The sequence below is a fragment of the [Clostridium] scindens genome, from assembly GCF_019597925.1.
GTDB lineage: Bacteria > Bacillota > Clostridia > Lachnospirales > Lachnospiraceae > Clostridium_AP.
Window position 1 is genome coordinate 2,190,422 of record NZ_CP080442.1, and the last position, 19,941, is coordinate 2,210,362.

The 19,941-nt window shown below is 48.9% G+C and carries 15 protein-coding genes and 1 pseudogene; 3 read left to right on the top strand and 13 right to left on the bottom strand.

Features of this window, described 5'->3' with window-relative positions; all coding sequences use genetic code 11:
* Window positions 1-35 precede the first annotated feature (35 nt).
* From K0036_RS10635 to K0036_RS10645, 3 genes are read right to left on the bottom strand one after another with little or no spacing between them, the layout of a single operon-like run.
* Complete coding sequence (locus K0036_RS10635; protein ID WP_025643316.1) at window positions 36-413, bottom strand: biotin/lipoyl-containing protein; 378 nt, start codon at window positions 411-413, stop codon at window positions 36-38.
* Between the two features lie 22 nt (window positions 414-435).
* Complete coding sequence (locus K0036_RS10640) at window positions 436-1,212, bottom strand: OadG family transporter subunit (protein ID WP_025643315.1); 777 nt, start codon at window positions 1,210-1,212, stop codon at window positions 436-438.
* A 14-nt stretch (window positions 1,213-1,226) separates the two neighbouring features.
* Window positions 1,227-2,666, bottom strand: coding sequence for an acyl-CoA carboxylase subunit beta (locus K0036_RS10645; protein WP_025643314.1), 1,440 nt, complete (start codon window positions 2,664-2,666; stop codon window positions 1,227-1,229).
* Window positions 2,667-2,915: 249 nt separating this feature from the next.
* Here K0036_RS10645 and K0036_RS10650 point away from each other — a divergent pair, with 249 nt between their 5' ends.
* Window positions 2,916-4,271 carry a peptide MFS transporter gene (locus K0036_RS10650; RefSeq protein ID WP_025643313.1) on the top strand — a complete coding sequence of 452 codons (1,356 nt, stop codon included), beginning with the start codon at window positions 2,916-2,918 and terminating at the stop codon, window positions 4,269-4,271.
* Between the two features lie 98 nt (window positions 4,272-4,369).
* Here K0036_RS10650 and K0036_RS10655 read toward each other — a convergent pair whose 3' ends face one another.
* The 10 genes and pseudogenes from K0036_RS10655 to K0036_RS10700 form a co-directional block, all read right to left on the bottom strand.
* Entirely contained in the window at window positions 4,370-6,358 is a 1,989-nt protein-coding gene (locus K0036_RS10655) for a 2-isopropylmalate synthase (protein ID WP_025643312.1), read from the bottom strand.
* Window positions 6,359-6,516: 158 nt separating this feature from the next.
* Window positions 6,517-8,046: a sodium:solute symporter family transporter gene (locus K0036_RS10660; RefSeq protein ID WP_025643311.1), complete on the bottom strand. Its 1,530-nt coding sequence runs from the start codon at window positions 8,044-8,046 to the stop codon at window positions 6,517-6,519.
* Window positions 8,047-8,539: 493 nt separating this feature from the next.
* The gene (locus tag K0036_RS10665) at window positions 8,540-9,016 is read right to left on the bottom strand and encodes a methylglyoxal synthase (protein ID WP_004606708.1); all 477 of its coding nucleotides are present in this window, start codon (window positions 9,014-9,016) and stop codon (window positions 8,540-8,542) included.
* Window positions 9,017-9,087: 71 nt separating this feature from the next.
* Window positions 9,088-9,975, bottom strand: a pseudogene (locus K0036_RS19575) (NAD(P)-dependent oxidoreductase); the annotation flags it as partial.
* 16 nt (window positions 9,976-9,991) lie between these two features.
* Window positions 9,992-10,657: a UDP-N-acetylglucosamine pyrophosphorylase gene (locus K0036_RS10675; RefSeq protein WP_173694515.1), complete on the bottom strand. Its 666-nt coding sequence runs from the start codon at window positions 10,655-10,657 to the stop codon at window positions 9,992-9,994.
* A gap of 21 nt (window positions 10,658-10,678) precedes the next feature.
* Window positions 10,679-12,718, bottom strand: coding sequence for a DNA topoisomerase (locus K0036_RS10680; RefSeq protein WP_220429697.1), 2,040 nt, complete (start codon window positions 12,716-12,718; stop codon window positions 10,679-10,681).
* An 18-nt stretch (window positions 12,719-12,736) separates the two neighbouring features.
* Window positions 12,737-14,851 (bottom strand): polyphosphate kinase 1, encoded by a 2,115-nt coding sequence (gene ppk1, locus K0036_RS10685; protein WP_173694517.1) that lies wholly within the window; start codon window positions 14,849-14,851, stop codon window positions 12,737-12,739.
* A 218-nt stretch (window positions 14,852-15,069) separates the two neighbouring features.
* Entirely contained in the window at window positions 15,070-16,155 is a 1,086-nt protein-coding gene (gene asd / locus K0036_RS10690; protein ID WP_173694518.1) for an aspartate-semialdehyde dehydrogenase, read from the bottom strand.
* An 18-nt stretch (window positions 16,156-16,173) separates the two neighbouring features.
* A complete protein-coding gene (argH, locus tag K0036_RS10695; protein ID WP_173694519.1) occupies window positions 16,174-17,553 on the bottom strand; it encodes an argininosuccinate lyase in 1,380 nt (459 codons plus the stop codon).
* Window positions 17,554-17,631: 78 nt separating this feature from the next.
* Window positions 17,632-18,240 (bottom strand): epoxyqueuosine reductase QueH, encoded by a 609-nt coding sequence (locus K0036_RS10700; RefSeq protein WP_025643305.1) that lies wholly within the window; start codon window positions 18,238-18,240, stop codon window positions 17,632-17,634.
* Between the two features lie 136 nt (window positions 18,241-18,376).
* Here K0036_RS10700 and K0036_RS10705 point away from each other — a divergent pair, with 136 nt between their 5' ends.
* Both K0036_RS10705 and K0036_RS10710 read left to right on the top strand, forming a co-directional pair.
* A complete protein-coding gene (locus K0036_RS10705; protein ID WP_025643304.1) occupies window positions 18,377-19,144 on the top strand; it encodes an ABC transporter ATP-binding protein in 768 nt (255 codons plus the stop codon).
* Window positions 19,137-19,934, top strand: a complete 798-nt coding sequence (locus tag K0036_RS10710) for an ABC transporter permease (RefSeq protein ID WP_025643303.1) — start codon at window positions 19,137-19,139, stop codon at window positions 19,932-19,934. Before K0036_RS10705 ends, K0036_RS10710 begins: the two co-directional genes overlap by 8 nt.
* Window positions 19,935-19,941: the final 7 nt, after the last annotated feature.

Sequence of the window (19,941 nt, forward strand, 5' to 3'; positions counted from 1 at the left end):
CCAGTCGTGTTAGTTAGACATAGCCAGACTATGTCCTAGTTTAAAGTAGCCAATACTGCGCCTGATTCTACTGCATCTCCTACAGCTACATCAATGCTTGCTACCGTTCCGTCTTCCGGTGCCACAACTGGGATTTCCATTTTCATTGCTTCAATAATTACGACTGCGTCGCCCTTCTTTACACTCTGTCCAACGCTTGCTTCCAGCTTGAATACTTTGCCGGCAGCTCCTGCCTTTACCTGGATAGAGCCTGCTCCTGCCGCAGGTGCCGCTGCCTTTGGAGCTGCTGGCGCTGCCTTAGGCGCTGTGGCAGGTGCTGCCGCTCTTGGCGCTTGTGGTGCTGCTCCTGCTCCCTTTTCCTCTACGGTTACATCATATACGTTGCCATTAACTGTGATTGTATAATTTTTCATCTTTCTAATCCTCCTGTTTACATTATGAATTCCATTTATTCGATGGACGGCGTCTGATGCTTCGCACAATGAATCCATCCGTGCTGGTGCCTTCCGCTGCTGCGATCGCTGCTGAAATCACCGCAATCAACTCTGTATCATCTGTTTCAGAAACCTGTGCCTCTTTCGCTGCCGGTTCTTTTGCAGGCACGCTTTCCTTTTTCATCTCCGCTGCCGGTTTTCTCTTGAATGCATTTTCAATCGCAGGGATAAATCTGAATAAGGAGATAATCAGCGAAATGAAAATCAATACCACAAACACTGTTCCCATTCCAAGCACCGTATTAAGTCCTGCTTTTTCCAATATCTCGCCCGTCGTATATTCGGCATCGACGGTCATGCTGTCCAGATACAGCCTATCGTCAAATACGAACGTGATCGTCGCGTCACGGTCTTTGAACTCTGCCTCTGTAGATACCTTTACTTCCTTGCCGGAAGCCTCATAGGTATAGTCGCCATGGCTCACATAATCGCCGCATTCCTTCACAGCAGCCTTCCATGCATCCATGGTGGAGATAAAACTCCCCGGCTCGATCGGAAGGCCTGCCTGCGTCAGCTGCAGGTTCATGTTGAACTCAGACATGTCGCTCCACTGCTCCATCATGGCATCATCGGCATTGGAGCAATATTCAATCAAGAATTCTGTCACTTGTTCCATGCTGGCTTCATCATATTCAACCGCCTCTTTGCTGCTTCCGCATGCGGTAAAGCAGAGCATTGCTGCAAGTACACAGAGTAATAAGCTAATTTTTTTCCTCACTTTGCCTCACCTCTCTAAACCGTACCATGCTTTTTCATCGGACGGTCTTCTCTTTTTGTGAACAACATCTCGAATGCTCCGATTACATATTTTCTCGTATCCGCCGGCTCGATGATGGTGTCCACATATCCTCTTCTTGCTGCAGATAATGGGCTTGACTGCAATTCTTTATATTCTGCCGCTTTTTCCTTGATCGTGTCTGCATCGGAATCCGCATACATGATCTTGGCCGCAAGAGAGGCTTCCATCATGCCAATCTCGGCATCCGGCCATGCATATACCATGTCCGCTCCGATAGACTTGCTGTTCATGGCTACATATGCGCTACCGTAGGCTTTTCCGATGATGACGTTTACCTTCGGGACCGTCGCATTGGCAAACGCGTACGCAAGTCTTGCCGTATCTTTGGCCAGGTGCTTTTCTTCGTACTTGCCTGCCTTGAATCCAGACACGTTGGTAAGGGTAAGTACCGGAATATTGAAGGCATCGCAGAATGTAATAAAGTCAGCGGCCTTCTCTGCTCCTTTCGCAGACAGGGAGCCGTCAAACTCTTCTACGACTTCTGCCTCTTCGTTATATACTTTTGAACGGTTTGCCACAGCGCCCACCGTCATGCCGTTCAGACGGATGAAGCCGGTGACCATATCTTTTGCATAGTGCTTCTTTGCCTCGAAGAAGATCTGGCTGTCGGATATCTGTGTCAAGGCAATCGCCGTATCCTCAGCTGCATTCTCGATCCCTTCGCAGACACGGTTCAAGTCATCCGCGCATTCATCATAAGACGCATCTTCTTCATTATTACATGGCAGCATGCAGACCAGGGAGCGAATACTCTCAAGAATCTCCTCCTCTGATCCGATCTCATCTACAAGGCCAGACTTCTCGCTCTGGAATTCTGCAGAAGACGTGTCCAGCTTAGCAGCCGTATTGCCGGGAATCGCATTGGGCGAATTCACGAATAGCTTTCCTGCGCCTTTTTCCATGAAGGTAAAATCAGACAGTGCCGGAACCACGGAGAGTCCTCCTCCACAGTTGCCAAAAATCGCTGTAATCTGCGGAATCACGCCTGAAGCCATGGTCTGCTTCAGATAGAGGCTTCCAAAAGCCTCCAGCGCATCCGTCGCTTCCTGGAGCCTGAAGCCGGCACAATCAACAAGGCCTATCACTGGCGCACCCATCTTCATTGCCATATCGTAGATATTCGCAATCTTCTTAGCATGCATCTCGCCCATCGCACCGCCTAATACGGATGCATCCTGGCTGTACACATACACCAAATTCCCATCAATCACTCCATAGCCGGTTATTACGCCGTCAGCCGGAGTTTCTTTTTGTTGCATGTTGAAATCCGTATTTCTGGCAGTTACTGCCCCGCCGATCTCAACAAAGCTGCCTGCATCAAGCAAAGAACTGATTCTTGCGCCTGCTGCATTTTCTGTTGCCATGTTGCCCATAGTCTAGCCCTCCATTTTCTTACATATTTTAAATAGGTTTTTACCAAAAATTTTAAAAGTAAAACCAAATTTTTGCCAATTATATTATATCTATTTTTATAAGAAACTGCAATAGTTATTGCTTATTTTTTGTTAAAAAATTGACGTTCCTCTTTCTCCGCAACTTTTCGCCAGAACCGTATATATTTCCCGTGTTTATCCCAAAATATATTAGACCCACAAAAACACTTACAGATTTGGAGGATAATAATGGAAACTGCAGTTAGCAAAAAGAAACGCCCCTTTGGCTTCTACGTATGCGCCATAGGCTTTACATTCGAACGCTGCGCGTTCTATACAGTCAAATATCTCCTGGCAATCTGGATTGCTACCAATGCCGCTGGAGGCGGCCTGGGACTTACAGATGCAGATGCCTCCCTTGTGGCTGCGCTCTTCGTGGCCTTCACTTATATCACGCCTGTCATTGGCGGATATGTGGCGGATTACTGGCTTAGCCCGAGAATTTGCGTTGCCGCCGGCATGATCCTGATGGGACTGGGCTATCTATGCACCTGGAGAGCTGATTCTATGTTCCTGGTATGGATGATGATCATACTCGTGTCCATAGGCACGGGACTCTTTAAAGGGAACCTATCCGGCGTAAACGGACTGCTGTTCGAGGATAAGGATGAACTCAACAGCGCCTTTTCTATCCAATATTCATTCGTGAATATCGGATCGTTCATCGGCACGACGTTTATCGCCATCCTGCCGGTAACGTTTGGATTTAGCTTTAATTTTGTATTTCTTCTGTGCGCCATCTTTCTATTTGCAGATGCCATCTGGTTTATCTCCAACCAGCGCTTTTTAGGCAATGCGGGGAAAAAGCCATTTAAGAACGACCAGCGCCAGTTCGTAAGCAAGGGCAAGAAAGAAGCAGAAGAAAACAAGCCCTTGACTTCCGGGGACAAGAAGCGCATTGCCGCCATCATTCTTGTGACCTTGTTCTCCGTCGTTTTCTGGATCGTCTGGTATATGGCATATATGCCCGCCTACTACTACTTTGGCTGGGGAAACGGCGAGAATTTCCTCAACCACGCCAACTGGATGATTGGCTCCTTCCACGTTCCTACCTCCTGGTTCGACTCCGTAAATGCCCTGACCTGCATCGTACTGGGTCCGGTCTTTGCCCTTCTGTGGGCCAGGATGGCCATTCGCCCGCAAGGAGACATCAGCATGTTCAAAAAAACAGCGATCGGCATGATCCTCGTAGGCGTTGCTTTCGTAGTCATGGTCTGCGCGGACATCGTAAGAGGCGATGGCCAGTGCTCCCTTCTGTGGATCGTTCTGGTATCCCTTCTGATGTCCATCGGAGAGATGGTATTCTCGCCTCTTGGGAATTCCTTTATCACCATGCTGGCTCCGGCCAAAGTCATGGGCGCGCTTCTCGGGTTCTGGCCAATTGCCGTATTTTTCGCGACGCTGATCTATCCGAAGCTCTATGCGTACCTTAAGACCGTTCCCTTCCAGATCGGTTATGGGATCGTGGCTGCCGTCGTCATTGTGATGGGAATCATCCTCTGGCTGTTAAGCAGCAGGCTCGATCAGCTGGCTAAGGCAGAATAGGGTGTATTTCAAATCAGCAGACACAAAAAGGCCGTTGGGGCTGCAGACTGATATTCTTCCGAAAATCAGCCAGCCGCTCCCCGGCCTTTTCATTTCTTCTACTTCTGATTCCTGAATTGCATCGGAGTCATATTGTACGCCTTCTTAAACAGGCGGTTAAAATGTTCTACGTTCTGGTAGCCCACGGACAGCGCGATATTCTCTACCGTCATGTTGCTGCTCTTTAACAATGCTTTCGCCTTCTTCATCCGGATCTTCTTGACCAATTCGCCAAATGTCATTCCTGATTTTTCCTTGATGTATTTTGACAGATATGGCTTTGACAGGAAGAACTTCTCCGCAAGGTCATCCAGGGTAATGTCAATATAATTTGCCTGGATATAGTTCATGATCTCAATCATTCTCGCATCCCTGCAGGCATCTGCATTTCCAATCTCCTCGATCTTATTCACCGCCACGATCAGCGCTTCAATGGATGCCCGAATAATATCGGCATCGATTCCTACTCCCCAGAAGGTCTTGCCTTTGCAGATAATGCCCACATAGGCTACTGCCTTGGAGGAAGAACCTTTTGTCAAAGAGTGTTCCTCGTAGAATGTCAGTTCATAACTGATATTAAAGTACTGCTTGATGGCGTTGCTTACTGCGTCCAGGCGTCCATTTCCCATGGCAGTGATGGCTCTGCTCTCCCCTCCATGGTTGATCGTAACTTCCGCCGTAATGCCATCCAGCTGCTGGAAGTGACATTCATCAATGTGGAACACCGGCTTCGTATTAATGTAATTATCAGAGAATATCTGGTATACCCATTCTGGAGTTAGTTCCTTATGCGCCTTGTCGGATACATCTTTTACAAGATATCCTACCTCCTCGCGCATCTGCTGCGGGAGATTGATTCCATGGCTCTGCTTCAGGATGTAGTTTACGCCGCCTTTTCCAGACTGGCTGTTAATACGGATGACGTCGGAATCGTATTTTCTTCCCACATCCTGCGGATCGATCGGAAGATACGGAACCGTCCATTTGTCACGCTGCTTCTCCTCTCTCCATGCCATCCCCTTGGCGATGGCATCCTGGTGGGAGCCGGAGAATGCGGTAAATACCAAGTCCCCCGCATAAGGCTGCCGTTCATATACATGCATGCGGGTCAGCCGTTCATAGGTCTCCCGGATGCGTTTCATATCCGAAAAATCAAGCCCGGGATCTACGCCGTGGGAATACATATTAAGAGCCAGCGTTACGATATCCACGTTTCCGGTCCGTTCGCCGTTGCCGAACAAAGTGCCTTCGATCCGGTCCGCCCCTGCCAGAATGCCAAGTTCCGCAGTCGCGACGCCGCAGCCCCTGTCATTATGCGGGTGCAGGCAGAGAATCACGTTATCGCGGTAATTCAGGTTCTTATCCACATATTCCAGCTGGCAGGCAAACACATGCGGCATCGCATTCTCCACCGTCGTCGGAATGTTGATGATCGCCTTGTTATCTGCCGTGGGCTTCCATACATCCAGCACCGCATTGCAGACATCCACCGCATAGTCGACTTCCGTACCCGGGAAACTCTCCGGGCTGTACTGGAAAGTGAAGTTCCCATCCGTCTCGGATGCAAGTTCCAGCAGCAGTTTCGCGCCGTCCACCGCGATCTTCTTAATCTCTTCTTTGCTCTTTTTAAATACCTGCTCTCTCTGAGCAACGGATGTGGAGTTATATAAATGGATGACCGCATGTGGCGCTCCCTTGACCGCTTCAAAGGTCTTCTTGATAATATGCTCTCTCGCCTGCGTAAGTACCTGTACCGTCACATCATCCGGTATCATGTTCTTTTCGATCAACGTGCGCATAAACTGGTACTCCGTCTCGGACGCAGCCGGGAATCCCACTTCGATCTCCTTAAATCCGATATCCACCAGCAGCTGGAAAAACTCCAGTTTTTCTTCCAGGCTCATTGGCTCTATCAAGGCCTGGTTGCCATCCCGCAAGTCTACGCTGCACCAGATCGGCGGCTTCTCTATAGAGTCCTTCCTTGCCCAGTCGTAAGTAGCAACTGGAGGCATAAAATACGATTTCTCATACTTCTGATAATTTTCCATGTGATTTTCCTCTCCTTCTATCATAATTTCGAATAATAATCATCAATTTTATTGTCGTTTTTTAATACTCCCTTATCCTAACATATGAATAAGAAAAAGGAAAGTGACATTATTAATCACTTTCCTTGATCTATTTTATTCTATTTTCCCTCTGCTGCTTAATTAGCTTCCAGCGAACGTTTCTTTGTAATGGTTACCTTCTCTTCGTAGCAGCTGAAGATATCCTCTACCCGCTCCTTCTTAAGCTTTGGCGTTACCACGCTGACTACCGGCACTACCACCAGTCCTGCGATCATAGCGATGGCTCCTGCATTGATCGGGGATGCAATATAGTGGAAGAACATGTTGGATACGGTAATGCCTACACCAGCAATAAAGCTGGCCCATACTGCAGCCTTTGTCACGCCCCTCCAGTACAGTCCGTACAGGAACGGCGCAAGGAACGCGCCTGCCAAAGCCCCCCAGGAGATTCCCATCAACTGGGCGATAAAGGTCGGCGGATCTAATGCGATCACTACAGAAACAACGATAAAGAATACGATCAGCACCTGCATGGTCCGCACCTGCTTCTTCTCGCTCATATCCTTCATCACATTATCCTTCAGGAAGTCCAGCGTAAGCGTAGAACTGGACGTCAGTACCAGAGATGCCAGAGTGGACATCGAAGCCGACAGCACCAGCACCACGACGATGCCGATCAGAATATCCGGCAGGGATGACAGCATATGCGGGATGATCCTGTCAAACACCACATTCCCCGTCTCATCATAGATCGCCTTACCGTCAAACAGGCGTCCGAATCCCCCCAGAAAGTAGCTTCCGCCGGCGACCACGCAGGCAAATAGAGTCGAGATCACCGTTCCGGTATTGATCGCCTTCTCGTCCTTAATGGCATAGAATTTCCCGATCATCTGAGGAAGTCCCCAGGTACCCAGGGAAGTAAGGATTACCACGCCAAGCAGGTTCAGAGGATCTGGTCCGAAGAAAGAAGTAAATGCCCCCGGCTGTCCCATGGTGACCGGAACATCGCTGGGAAGTTCTGCCATCTTCCTTACCGCCTCAATGAAGCCTCCCTGCCCGCTAAGCACGGCGGCAATCACAGCCACAATGCCAATCAGCATGATGATTCCTTGTATAAAATCGTTGATCGCCGTAGCCATGTATCCTCCAAGAATTACATAGATCCCTGTAAATACGGCCATCACCACTACGCAGTATGTATAAGGTATGTCAAAGGCCATCTCAAATAATCTGGAGAGCCCGTTATAGATAGATGCCGTGTAAGGCACCAGGAACACGAATACGATGGCAGACGCCATAATTTTAAGCGCCTTGCTTCCATATCTTTCGCCGAAGAAGTCTGGCATCGTCTTAGACTTCAGATGCTGGCTCATAACCTTGGTACGGCGCCCCAGCACGACCCACGCCAGCAGACTCCCCAGCACGGCATTCCCAATCCCGATCCAGGTAGATGCCAAGCCATACTTCCATCCAAACTGTCCGGCATATCCGACAAACACAACTGCAGAGAAATATGAGGTCCCATAAGCAAATGCTGTGAGCCACGGCCCAACAGAACGCCCTCCCAGCACGAATCCGTCTACGCTTCTTGCATGCTTCCTTGAATAAAGCCCTACTGCCACCATAACAACAAAAAATACAATCAGCAGCGTCAACTTAATACCCATAATCTTTCCCTCGCCTTTCATTTCAGTCTATTCGTCGCTTTAAACCGTTGCGCTTTAAAGCGTTAAAGTTTAATGCCTACTTAGAATACCACACCCTCATCCCCCTGTCAATACCAAATTCACAAAACCTCATCAGATTTCCTCAATAAAACTCTCAACTATATTCCCCGCAGATTTCCCCAATAGAATTTCATGGAGGATGTAGATGTCAGGTCTTAGGAGGATGCGCTCCAGCCTGTTTTCGTCGAACAAGCCTTAAACTTTGTTACTAAAAATACAGCCCAAATATAGAATGGGGATTTTGCATCAGGCAAAATCCCCAAGAGCCTCTGAGATGGGAAATTATCAAAATTTCCTATCGAATAGGCTCGGTTTCTATATTTAGGCTGTATTTGAAGTTACAAAGTTCTGGCGAAGAGAGTCGAAGGCAGGCCGGGGTGCATCCTCCTAAGACCGTCCATCTACCGTCTCTCCCAATTCAATCCCCAAAATCTTACTTCATCTTCTCCACCCGCTCCTGGATCGTCTTATTGAAATTCTCCACCCTGCGGCTGTAAGTATCATTCATAAACTTGGAATTCAGCATAAAGTCCGCGGTAGCCAGGTTGTTGGCAATCGGGATGTCATATACGACTGCGATCCTAAGCAGAGCCTTGACATCCGGGTCATGAGGCTGGGCCTCAAGAGGATCCCACAGGAAGATCATGAAGTCAATCTGGCCTTCCACGATCTTGGCGCCGATCTGCTGGTCGCCGCCCAGCGGGCCACTGTTGTATCCTTTGACCGGGAGGCCTGTCCTCTCCGCGATCAGTCTGGCCGTGGTTCCGGTTCCGCACAGGAAGTGGCTTTTCAGCACATCCTTGTTCTTGTCGCACCAGTCTACCAGTTCCTTTTTCTTGCCATCATGGGCTACCAGTGCAATATGCTTTGCTTTGCCTATTTCAAATGTTACATAATTATCTTCTAACATGTTATCACTCCTTTCATCGTGTACGTCTCTATCTTACTATACTTTCCCGGGCATTACAAGAACAGCGCCTCTTAGGCCTGGGATTCCTCATAGTATTTCATCAGGGCCTGGGTTCCCAGATCCCCGTAGCCTTCTGCCTCCAGTTCTTCATAGTTGGCCAGCACCTGGCTTAATACATCCAGGCATAACTCGCTCATATTTGCTTCTGTAAGAGCCAGCTTCATATCTTTGATAAAATGCTTCATGAAGAAGCCGGGCGCATAATCCTCAGCCAGTATCTTCGGTCCGAAGATGTCCAGCTGCTTGCTGCCCGCCGCCCCTGTAGAGACGGATCTAAGGACGGTTGGAAGATCCAGCCCCTTGGCTTTTGCATAGGTAAGAGCCTCGCACACGCCGGAAAGGGTTCCCGCAATCATGATCTGATTGGCAAGTTTGGCATGCTGGCCGCAGCCTGCCTCCCCCTGGTAGTTGATATTCGTGCCCATTGCCTCAAACAAGGGCTGGCAGGCTTCGTAATCTTCCCTCCGGCCGCCTGCCAATATGGACAAAGTTCCGGCCTTTGCTCCGGTATCTCCGCCTGTTACCGGGGCATCCAGCACATGGAATCCCTTTTCTGTCCCAACTTCATATATCTTCTGCGCCAGCATCGGGCTGGTGGTTGTCATATCGATCAGGTAGGCCCCTTTTCTTGCGCTGTCTAAGATATTGCCTTTCTCAAAATAGACTTCTTCCACATCTTTCGGGAATCCGACTATGGTAATCACTGCCTCGCAGTCTTTAACACATTCGCTGATCGATTCATGAAAGGCCGCCCCCTCGCTGATTACGTCTTCCACCTTTGACTTAGTGCGGGCATAGATATGCAGTTCAAAGCCTGCCTTCATCAAATTTCTCACCATGGACTTGCCCATAATGCCTACGCCGATAAATCCTATTTTCTTCATCTGATACCTCCTGTCCGAAAGGACGCTTCTTTTATATCTTCTCCACTACTTCTCCCTGCTTCTTGTATATGCTCCCGGCCGGAACGTAGCCTCTTACGCTGGAAAGCGGATAGATATTGGTGTGTTTTCCGACTACGCTTCCCGGATTCAGGACGGTGCCGCATCCTACTTCCACCTCGTCCCCCAGCATGGCCCCGAATTTCTTGATTCCCGTCTCAATATTTCCGTTCGGAGTCTTTAGAACCACCAGCTTCTTGTCTGACTTTACATTGGATGTGATGGAGCCTGCGCCCATATGGGCCTTATAGCCGAGAATGGAATCTCCTACATAATTGTAATGGGGAACCTGTACCTTATTAAACAGGACTACGTTCTTAAGCTCGGTAGAATTTCCCACGACGGCTCCTTCGCCGACAATAGCATTTCCACGGATAAAAGCGCAATGCCTGACTTCCGCGTCCTTGCCGATGATCGCTGGCCCATGGATATAAGCCGACTCGAATACTTTGGCTGACTTGGCTATCCATACATCTTCTCCCACCTTGTCGTATTCCTCCTTAGGAAGGGTGGCTCCCAGTTCCAGGATAAAGCCGCTGATCTTTGGAAGCACTTCCCAGGGATATTCTACCCCTTCAAACAAGTCCTTTGCGATGGTTTCCTCAAGTGTGTACAAGTTGGCTACTGTTAATTCCTTCATGCTGCTTTAATCTCCTCTCTGCTATTTAGATTCTTTTTTTGCTGCCTTCTTTGCCTGCGCCGGCTTCTTGTAAAACTGCGCCGTCCTGTCGTAGCAGGCCCGCAGCTGGCTCTGGTTATACAAGCCTTTGACCCCCTGGGTCCTGCTTACGATAAAATGCCTGAGTTTTTCCATATATTCATCTGGCGTGATCTCTCCTTCTGCAACGTATGTAAGCCCCTTCTCCCAGCTGGCTGTCAGTTCCGGGTTCAGAAGCGACCGGATGGAGTTCGCCACCACGTCGAAGATCATCTCTCCTAGCATGGTAGGCGTCACAATCTGCGTCTTCTTATTCAAGGCAAGATATTTGTTATGGAAAAGTTTCTTTAAGATCTCGCCTCTGGTTGCGCTGGTACCGATGCCGCTTCCTTTGATCTGGGCGCGCAGTTCCTCATCCTCGATCAGCTGCCCCGCATTCTCCATTGCCAGAATCAGCGATCCTGAGTTGTAACGCTTTGGCGCAGAGGTCTTCCCTTCCTTAATATCTAATGACTGGACCTTAAGAATCATGCCCTTTTTTAAGGACTGTATTTTCTCAAAAAACGCCGCGTCCGTATCCCTCTCTGCGTTTTCTTCTTCTGCCTCCGCCGCGTTTTTCTTTACTGGGGGAAGTCCTGCCACTTTCAGGTATCCTTCTTCTGCCAGCACTTTAAAATTAGAGAAAAAGGATTCTTCCTTAATCCTGGTCACAATGGCCACCTTCTGATAGACGGCCGGAGGGTAGAAGATACAAAGGAAACGCTTTACGATCACATCATAGACCTGGCTGGCCAGATGGTTCAGCGAGCCCAGCGTGTTAATGCCCTGGCCCGTTGGAATAATCGCGTAATGGTCAGTAATCTGCTTATCGTTGACATATCTGGTCTTTTCAAGGCCCTTGTGGCTTCCCAGAGCCACGATATCCTGAAGAAACGGTACGGCTGGCCCATACTTCATAAGCCCGTTCAGATTCTTATGGATCTCCTTTGCCACTGCCGTTGACAAGACTCTGGCATCCGTCCTTGGATAGGTGACCAGCTTCTTCTCGTACAATTCCTGCACGATGCGAAGCGTCTCGTCCGGGCTGATCTTGAAACGCTTGGAGCATTCATTCTGAAGTTCCGCCAGGTTAAATAAAAGCGGCGGGTTCTTCTTTTCCTTCTTCTTCTCAATGGATACGATCTGGCACTGGATGGGCTTGGGATCGCTCAGATACGTGATCAGCTGTTCTGCTTTCTCCCGTTCTTTAAAGCCGTTCTCTTTGTAGAGGTCAAAAGATTCAAACCATTTCGATCCCTTTATGGCTCTCCATTCTCCCTCGAAACTCTGCCCCGTCTCGCCAATCGTGCTGATCACACGGTAGAAAGGCGTCTCCACGAATTCCCGGATCTCCCGCTCTCTTCGGACCACCATGCCAAGGACGCAGGTCATGACCCGGCCCACAGAGACGACGGAATAATTGGTATGAAGATAATTGGAAATGCTGTTCCCATATTTCAAAGTAAGGAGCCTTGAAAAATTAATTCCCATCAGGTAATCTTCCTTTGCCCTCAGATACGCGGACGCCGAAAGGTTATCATATTCCTCCAGGTCTTTCGCCTCCCGGATCCCCCTTAATATCTCATCCTCTGTCTGAGAGTCGATCCAGACTCTCCTGCGTGCTTTCCCGTGGACTCCTGCCTGCTGCTCCACCAGACGGTAGATATACTCTCCCTCCCGCCCTGAGTCGGTGCACACGTAGATGGTGTCCACGTCTTCCCTGTTTAAAAGTCCGGCAACGATCCGAAACTGCTTGGACACTGCCGGAATCACTTCATATTTGAATTCCTCCGGTATAAAAGGCAGAGTCTCCAAACTCCACCTTTTCAGATTTGTATCATATTCTTCCGGATAGCTCATCGTTACCAGATGCCCTACGCACCAGGTAATGATGGCTTCCTCTGACTCCAGGTATCCGTCTGCCCTTCTTGTCTTGATCTTCAGTGCCTTGGCAAATTCCTGTGCCACACTGGGTTTCTCAGCAATATAAAGTGATTTCCCCATAAATATTATCAAACTCCTTTATCTCTTAAAGAACGCCCGAAGCCACGCTCCAATCGACTTTTCTTTTACAGGCGCGCTTCGCTTTGCGTGGATCGCTTCTTCCATGAACACTGCCTGCGAATCGATCGGCGGCTTTTCTTCATTTTTCTTGCAAAACGAGCCATCGCTTTGAAGCACCCTTGCCTTCACATTGTCGCTAAGCATGACCCTCATATAGTGGTTGATCTGACGCCGGATACTCTCATCAAGCACCGGACATGCCACTTCGACGCGCTTCTCTGTATTTCTTGTCATCATGTCCGCAGAGCCGATATAGATCTTCTGCTCTACGCCAGTACCGAAACTGAAGATACGCGGATGTTCCAGGTAGCGTCCCACCACGCTCATGACTCTTAAGTTGTCCGTGTATCCCGGTACTCCTGGAAGTATACAGCAGATTCCCCTTACAATCAAGTCTACTTTTACTCCCGCCTGGGATGCCCTTGCCAATTTCTCAATAAAATCCACATCCGTCAGCGAATTCATCTTCATCACGATACGGCCGGATGTTCCCTTGCGAATCTCCTCGTCCATAAGATAGAGCACCTTCTGCTTCAGGCTTGTGGGCGACACGATCAGGTGGTCATAGAGTCCATTCAGATTGCCGATGGACATATTCTTGAAGAATTCCGCCGCATCCTTTCCAATCGCCTTGCTGCCCGTCATCAGGCACAGGTCTGTATAAAGGGCCGCTGTCTTCTCATTGTAATTGCCGGTACCGATCTGGGTAATATACTGGATCTCATTCCGGTTGCGGTATGTGATCAGACAGATCTTCGAATGCACCTTATATCCTTCAAAGCCATAGATGACCCTGCAGCCTGCCTCTTCCATCCGCTCAGACCAGTCAATGTTATTCTGCTCGTCGAATCTTGCCCGAAGCTCGATCAGCACCGTAACTTCTTTCCCATTCTCCGCCGCGGCACACAGATATTCCACCAGCCTGGCCTTCTTGGCCAGCCGGTATATGGTAATCTTGATGGTCAGCACATTCGGATCTGTGGACGCCTCCTTGATCAGGCGCAGGAAGGGATTCATGCTCTCATACGGGTAAAACAGCAGGATATCGTTCTTTTTCACCTGCTTCATGACGCTGCCTTCCTGCACATGGGGGGAATTTTGTGGTGAAAATGGGGGATAGATCAGGGAGCGCTTCATGGATTCCGGCAGATTCCCGCTGATCGCGAACACATAATCCAGCTTCATCGGCATCTTAGTCCTGAACACCTGGTTCGGCTTGATGTTGAACTTGTCGCAGAAATACTTTTCCATATCCGGGCTGAACTTTTCTGCCACTTCCAGACGCACCACCGCCATCCTGCGGCGCTTGTGCAGCGTCTCCTTCATAAGATAGCGGAAGTCGTCGCTGACTTCCAGCGCCTCATCGTCCGGCGCGATATCCGCATTCCTGGTCACGCAGATGTAATTGACATCCGACACTTCATACTGCCCGAACACGATATCCACATATTCCATCAGCACTTTTTCCATACGGATATAGCGGATATCATGTCCCGGAAGATAAAGGATATCGGAGACAAATTCGGGTACCGGGACGATGCCAAGCATCGTCTTTTCCTTGGTCTTATCCTTATATTTCAGGCTGGCGGTCACATACAGCGCCTTATTAAGCAGATGGGGAAACGGATGGTTCGCATCCACGATCTGCGGAGATAGAATGGGAAGAATCTGCTCCTTAAAGTATTTTTTCACGTATTTCTTCTCGGACTGCTCCAGTTCTTTAAAATCCAGTCCGCACACGCCATATGGATGCAGCTGCTTCTTAATGTCTGCATACGTCTTGTCCCGCTCCTTGTAGAGAGGGGCTACTGCTTCAAATATCTTATCGAGCTGCTCCCTTGGAGTCATGCCGGAACGGCTGTCCACTGTATTCGCATCCGTCTGCGCCATGTCGAATAGGCTTCCGACACGGATCATAAAAAATTCATCCAGATTGCTGGTGAATATCGCGACAAATTTCATGCGCTCCAGAAGCGGCACTGTTGGATCCTGCGCTTCCTCCAGAACCCTCTGGTTGAACTTAAGCCATGACAGTTCCCTGTTCTGCGTATAGTTTAAGATATCTTCCTTCATAATTTACACCCCTCTTTACCTATCATCTCATTCGTACGCCTCTATCATACCAGACAACAGGCTCTCCTTTATTAGATATAAGTTAAACTTTGGTAAATCCTTTAAAAATTTGGTCTGCGCATAATCTTTGTTTTATTTTAACACTAACCGGCATTGTTGAAAAGGGAAAAAGGAACCCGGATGCCTGCGAAAGGCCCGGATTCCTTCTTTCTCTATCTCTATTTGCTCTTAATATATCCCTTTGCCGTCAGGGCCTCTGCGCAGAGTACTGCGCCGCCTGCTGCGCCGCGGACTGTATTATGGGAAAGTCCGATAAACTTGTAGTCATAGATCGTATCTTCCCTGAGACGTCCGATAGACACTCCCATGCCATTCTCATAGTCTACATCCAGCGTAACCTGCGGACGGTTCTCTTCCTCCATATAGCGCACGAACTGCTTAGGTGCGCTAGGAAGACCTGCCTCTTGCGGAAATCCCTTATAACTCGTCAATTTCTCAATCAGCTGCTCTTTCGTCGGCTTCTTCTCAAAGTTAATGAACACGGCAGCCGTATGTCCGTTCAATACAGGAACCCGGATACACTGGCAGGTAATCTTTGGAAGCTGTGCCTTAACGATCTGGCCATCTTCTACTTTGCCAAGTACGCGAAGCGGCTCCTGCTCGCTTTTTTCTTCTTCCCCGCCAATAAATGGGATGATGTTCTCTACCATCTCCGGCCAGTCCTTGAAGGTCTTTCCTGCGCCTGAGATTGCCTGGTAGGTAGTGGCAACCACCTCTTTGGGGCCAAATTCCTTCCATGCAGCAAGACAAGGGGTATAACTCTGGATGGAACAGTTTGGCTTGACTGCGATGAAGCCGCGCTCTGTTCCCAGACGCTTCTTCTGAGACTCGATCACATCAAAATGCTCCACGTTAATCTCCGGCACCACCATCGGAACGTCCGGCGTCCAGCGATGAGCGCTGTTGTTAGATACGACAGGGGTCTCTGTCTTGGCATAGGCCTCCTCGATCGCCTTGATCTCTTCCTTGGTCATATCAACGGCGCTGAATACAAAGTCAACCGTTTCCGCCACCTTTTCCACTTCATTTACATTCAGGACAATCAGGCTTTTAACGCTCTCCGGCATCGGAGTATCCATCTTCCAGCGCCCGCCTACGGCCTCTTCATAAGTCTTTCCTGCTGATCTCGGGCTTGCGGCCACCGTAACGACTTCAAACCATGGATGATTTTCCAGCAATGAGATGAAACGCTGTCCAACCATGCCTGTTGCTCCTAAGATACCTACTTTTAATTTCTTTTCCATCGTCAATGTCTCCTTATCTTAATATTCCTCCATGTATTTTTTATACATGGCCAGTGTCTCTTCCATTGCCATCCTTCCCGGCGCCCCGGTCGTGATTCTCTTGTTCACGCAGGTCTCCAGGCTGATCGCGTCGTATATATCTTTTTCAAAGGCTGGGCAGATCTTCTGGTATTCTTCCAAAGGAAGCTCATCCAGCGCGATCTTTTTGTCAATGCAGGTCAGTACCAGCTGTCCTACAATGCTGTGGGCATCTCTGAAAGGCACCCCGTGATTCACCAGGTAATCAGCGGCATCCGTCGCATTGGTAAACCCATGCCTTGCACTGTCCTTCATGCGCGCTTTGTTAAACTGCATGCTCCTTAACATCCCCGCAAATAATGTCAGGCACCCCTTGGCGGTGTCTATCGCGTCGAATGCCCATTCCTTATCTTCCTGCATATCCTTATTGTATGCCAGCGGAATTCCTTTCATGGTCGTAAGAAGCGCATGCAAGGCACCATATACCCGGCCGGTCTTGCCGCGGACCAGTTCCGCGATATCCGGGTTCTTCTTCTGGGGCATGATGCTGCTTCCCGTGCTGTAAGCATCATCAATCTCTACAAACTGGTATTCATTGGAATTCCAGATGATCACTTCCTCCGAGAATCTGCTTAAATGCATCATCATGATGGAAAGGGATGACAGCAGTTCCAGAAGATAGTCCCTGTCGGACACCCCGTCCATACTGTTTAGCGTAGGCCCTTCAAATCCCAGAAGCCTTGCCGTATATTCCCGGTCCAGCGGATAGGTGGTCCCTGCCAGCGCGCCTGAGCCCAGCGGGCACGTATTCATCCTCCGGTACAGGTCTGTCAGCCTTTCATGGTCTCTTTTGAACATCTCGAAGTATGCCCCCATATGATGAGCCAGCGTAATCGGCTGAGCCTTCTGCAGATGGGTAAATCCCGGCATGTAGGTATCAATATTCTCTTCCATAATGGTCAGGATCGCGAGCAGTATCTCTTCCACCAGATTATCCAGCATATGTACTTCATCTCTTGTATAAAGTTTCATATCAAGAGCCACCTGGTCATTCCTGCTCCTTCCGGTATGCAGCTTCTTGCCAGGCTCGCCAATCCGGTCGATCAAGGTAGCCTCCACAAAGCTGTGAATGTCCTCGTATTTGTCTGATATGACGAGTTTGCCCTGCTCCACGTCATCCAGGATGCCTTCCAGCCCTTCGATGATCTTTTCCTTCTCGATATCCGTAAGGATCCCTTGTCTCGCAAGCATCATCACATGCGCGATGCTGCCCCGGATATCCTGTGCATAAAACCTCTTGTCAAACGATATTGATGCATTAAAATTGTATACTAACTGGTCTGTTTCTTTTGTGAAACGACCTCCCCACAACTGTGCCATATGGATTTTCTTCCTTTCGTATTGAATCGCTGTCTACGATTTTATCATATTTCTGCATAAAATCAAACAATTATTGCATTATTTTACATTTCTTATGGAAAACTCGCATCCGCAGTAGTCCTGCCTGTAGAGCCCGAATTCCTTCGACAGTTCGATGGACCGCTTATATCCGTTCCTTTTTTTGAAGTCTGACTGCAGGTATTTTACGCCGTATTCATTCGCAAGCCTGGTCCCGATCTCGTTTAAACGGTCCGCATTCTTAAGCGGGCTGATGCTCAGCGTAGTCGTATAATATTCAAATCCGCCTTCTTTCGCAATCTTAGCCGCTTCCCGAAGTCTTAACTCGTAGCACTTCAGGCAGCGCTCGCCGCCTTCTTTCAGATGTTCCATTCCCCTTGCCATCTCGTAAAACCGTTCCTTATCATAGTGCCCGGCAATAAATGATACCGGATGCTTCACCTTCATCTCGCCGATCAGCATCTGCTGCTCCAGTATCCTCTTGGTATATTCGCTCTCCGGAAATATATTGGGATTATAATAGAAAACCGTAATATTAAAATAGTCGCTCAGATATTCCAGTACATAACTGCTGCAAGGCGCGCAGCAGCTGTGCAGCAATAAGCTTGGCGCTTTCTCTTCCTTTTTCAGGCGTTCGATCAGCCTGTCCAGTTCCTTCTGATAATTCATCCTGACCCATCCCCTTGATCGTTCTTGGTGTTGTACTTATGAATTATAACTTCTTCTTACTATTCTGACAAGTGCAATCCGTCACTAATTCCCCATATTCACATAAAATAGTATATAGTCATTACAGGAGGTTCCTATGGAACAAGTATTAGAATTAAAACATATTCATTACGCCTACCATAACCTGGAAGGAGAAACGCCTGCTCTTATCGACATCTCCTTTGCATTGAACAAAGGGGAGTTCGTATCCATAGTAGGACCTTCCGGCTGTGGCAAATCTACACTTCTTTCTCTGATCGCAGGGTTGATCACTCCGGAAAAAGGCCTGATAAAAATTAACGGCAAGTACTTAAGAGAGAGCACCACGAATGTGGGATATATGCTTCAGCATGACGAGCTTTTTGAGTGGCGCACGATCTACAACAACGTAGTACTGGGGCTTGAAGTGCAGCACATGCTCACGGCCAGGACCAAGCAGCGCGCCCATGAACTTCTGGATGTCTATGGCTTGAGCCAGTTTGAGAATGCCCGCCCGTCCGAACTGTCCGGCGGCATGCGCCAAAGGGCCGCTCTCATTCGGACGCTGGTTCTGGAACCTGACCTTCTGCTTCTGGATGAGCCTTTCTCCGCCCTGGATTATCAGACTCGGCTGAATGTGGGCGATGACATCGGCCAGATCCTCCGGCAGGAGAAGAAGTCCGCCCTTTTGGTGACCCATGACTTGTCGGAGGCAATCTCTCTGGCTGACAGAGTCATCGTCTTGTCGGGCCGGCCGGCCACCATCAAGCAGACCATCCCCCTCATATTCGATCTGGATTCCGATACGCCCCTGAACCGCAGGAATGCGCCGGAATTCAAGACCTATTTCAATCTCATCTGGAAGGAGCTGAACACCAATGAGTGACCTATCTGCAGGACAGAAAAAATACCTTCTCCAGCATAAGAAGCATAAAAGGATCGTCCGCATTTCCAGAATTCTGATTCTTTTAAGTTTTCTTTTTATCTGGGAATTCACCGCGAACGTAGGAATCATAGATTCTTTTATCTTCAGCAGTCCTTCTAAGATTGCACTGTGCTTCTGGGGCATGGTGCTGGATAAAAGCATCTTTCTACACATCGGAGTCACGCTGTATGAGACCATCGTCAGTTTCCTGCTCGTAATTGCCATCAGTATCCTGGTGGCAGTTGCGCTCTGGTTCAGCAGCAAGCTCTCCGAGATCCTGGACCCTTATCTGGTAGTCCTGAACAGCCTGCCCAAATCGGCACTGGCGCCTCTTTTAATCGTCTGGCTGGGGGCTACCAAGACTACCATTATCGTGGCCGGAATGTCTGTCGCGATCTTCGGCAGCATCCTGAGTCTTTACACCAGTTTTACCATCGTAGATCCAGGAAAGATCAAGTTGATCTATACCTTAGGAGGAAGCAGGTTCCACGCTCTGACCAAGGTCGTTCTCCCCAGCACCATTCCTACCATTATTAGTAATATGAAAGTCAACATCGGTCTATGCCTGGTAGGGGTAATCATCGGAGAATTCCTGGCGGCAAGAGATGGGCTTGGCTATCTGATCATTTACTCAAGCCAGGTCTTTAAGATGGATTGGCTGCTGATGTCCATCGTTCTGCTCTGCATCATGGCAATGGGGTTGTATTCGCTGATAAATCTTCTGGAAAGAATCTATCACAAGCGGGTATGACTTTGTC

Excerpts from the sequence above, each read along its gene's own strand:
- K0036_RS10650 (WP_025643313.1), top strand. The coding sequence starts at position 2,916 with ATGGAAACTGCAGTTAGCAAAAAGAAACGCCCCTTTGGCTTCTACGTA.
- K0036_RS10645 (WP_025643314.1), bottom strand. The coding sequence starts at position 2,666 with ATGGGCAACATGGCAACAGAAAATGCAGCAGGCGCAAGAATCAGTTCT.
- K0036_RS10700 (WP_025643305.1), bottom strand. The coding sequence starts at position 18,240 with ATGAATTATCAGAAGGAACTGGACAGGCTGATCGAACGCCTGAAAAAG.
- K0036_RS10710 (WP_025643303.1), top strand. The coding sequence starts at position 19,137 with ATGAGTGACCTATCTGCAGGACAGAAAAAATACCTTCTCCAGCATAAG.
- K0036_RS10655 (WP_025643312.1), bottom strand. The coding sequence starts at position 6,358 with ATGGAAAATTATCAGAAGTATGAGAAATCGTATTTTATGCCTCCAGTT.
- argH (WP_173694519.1), bottom strand. The coding sequence starts at position 17,553 with ATGGCACAGTTGTGGGGAGGTCGTTTCACAAAAGAAACAGACCAGTTA.
- ppk1 (WP_173694517.1), bottom strand. The coding sequence starts at position 14,851 with ATGAAGGAAGATATCTTAAACTATACGCAGAACAGGGAACTGTCATGG.
- K0036_RS10665 (WP_004606708.1), bottom strand. The coding sequence starts at position 9,016 with ATGTTAGAAGATAATTATGTAACATTTGAAATAGGCAAAGCAAAGCAT.
- asd (WP_173694518.1), bottom strand. The coding sequence starts at position 16,155 with ATGGAAAAGAAATTAAAAGTAGGTATCTTAGGAGCAACAGGCATGGTT.
- K0036_RS10680 (WP_220429697.1), bottom strand. The coding sequence starts at position 12,718 with ATGGGGAAATCACTTTATATTGCTGAGAAACCCAGTGTGGCACAGGAA.
- K0036_RS10660 (WP_025643311.1), bottom strand. The coding sequence starts at position 8,046 with ATGGGTATTAAGTTGACGCTGCTGATTGTATTTTTTGTTGTTATGGTG.
- K0036_RS10675 (WP_173694515.1), bottom strand. The coding sequence starts at position 10,657 with ATGAAGGAATTAACAGTAGCCAACTTGTACACACTTGAGGAAACCATC.
- K0036_RS10635 (WP_025643316.1), bottom strand. The coding sequence starts at position 413 with ATGAAAAATTATACAATCACAGTTAATGGCAACGTATATGATGTAACC.
- K0036_RS10705 (WP_025643304.1), top strand. The coding sequence starts at position 18,377 with ATGGAACAAGTATTAGAATTAAAACATATTCATTACGCCTACCATAAC.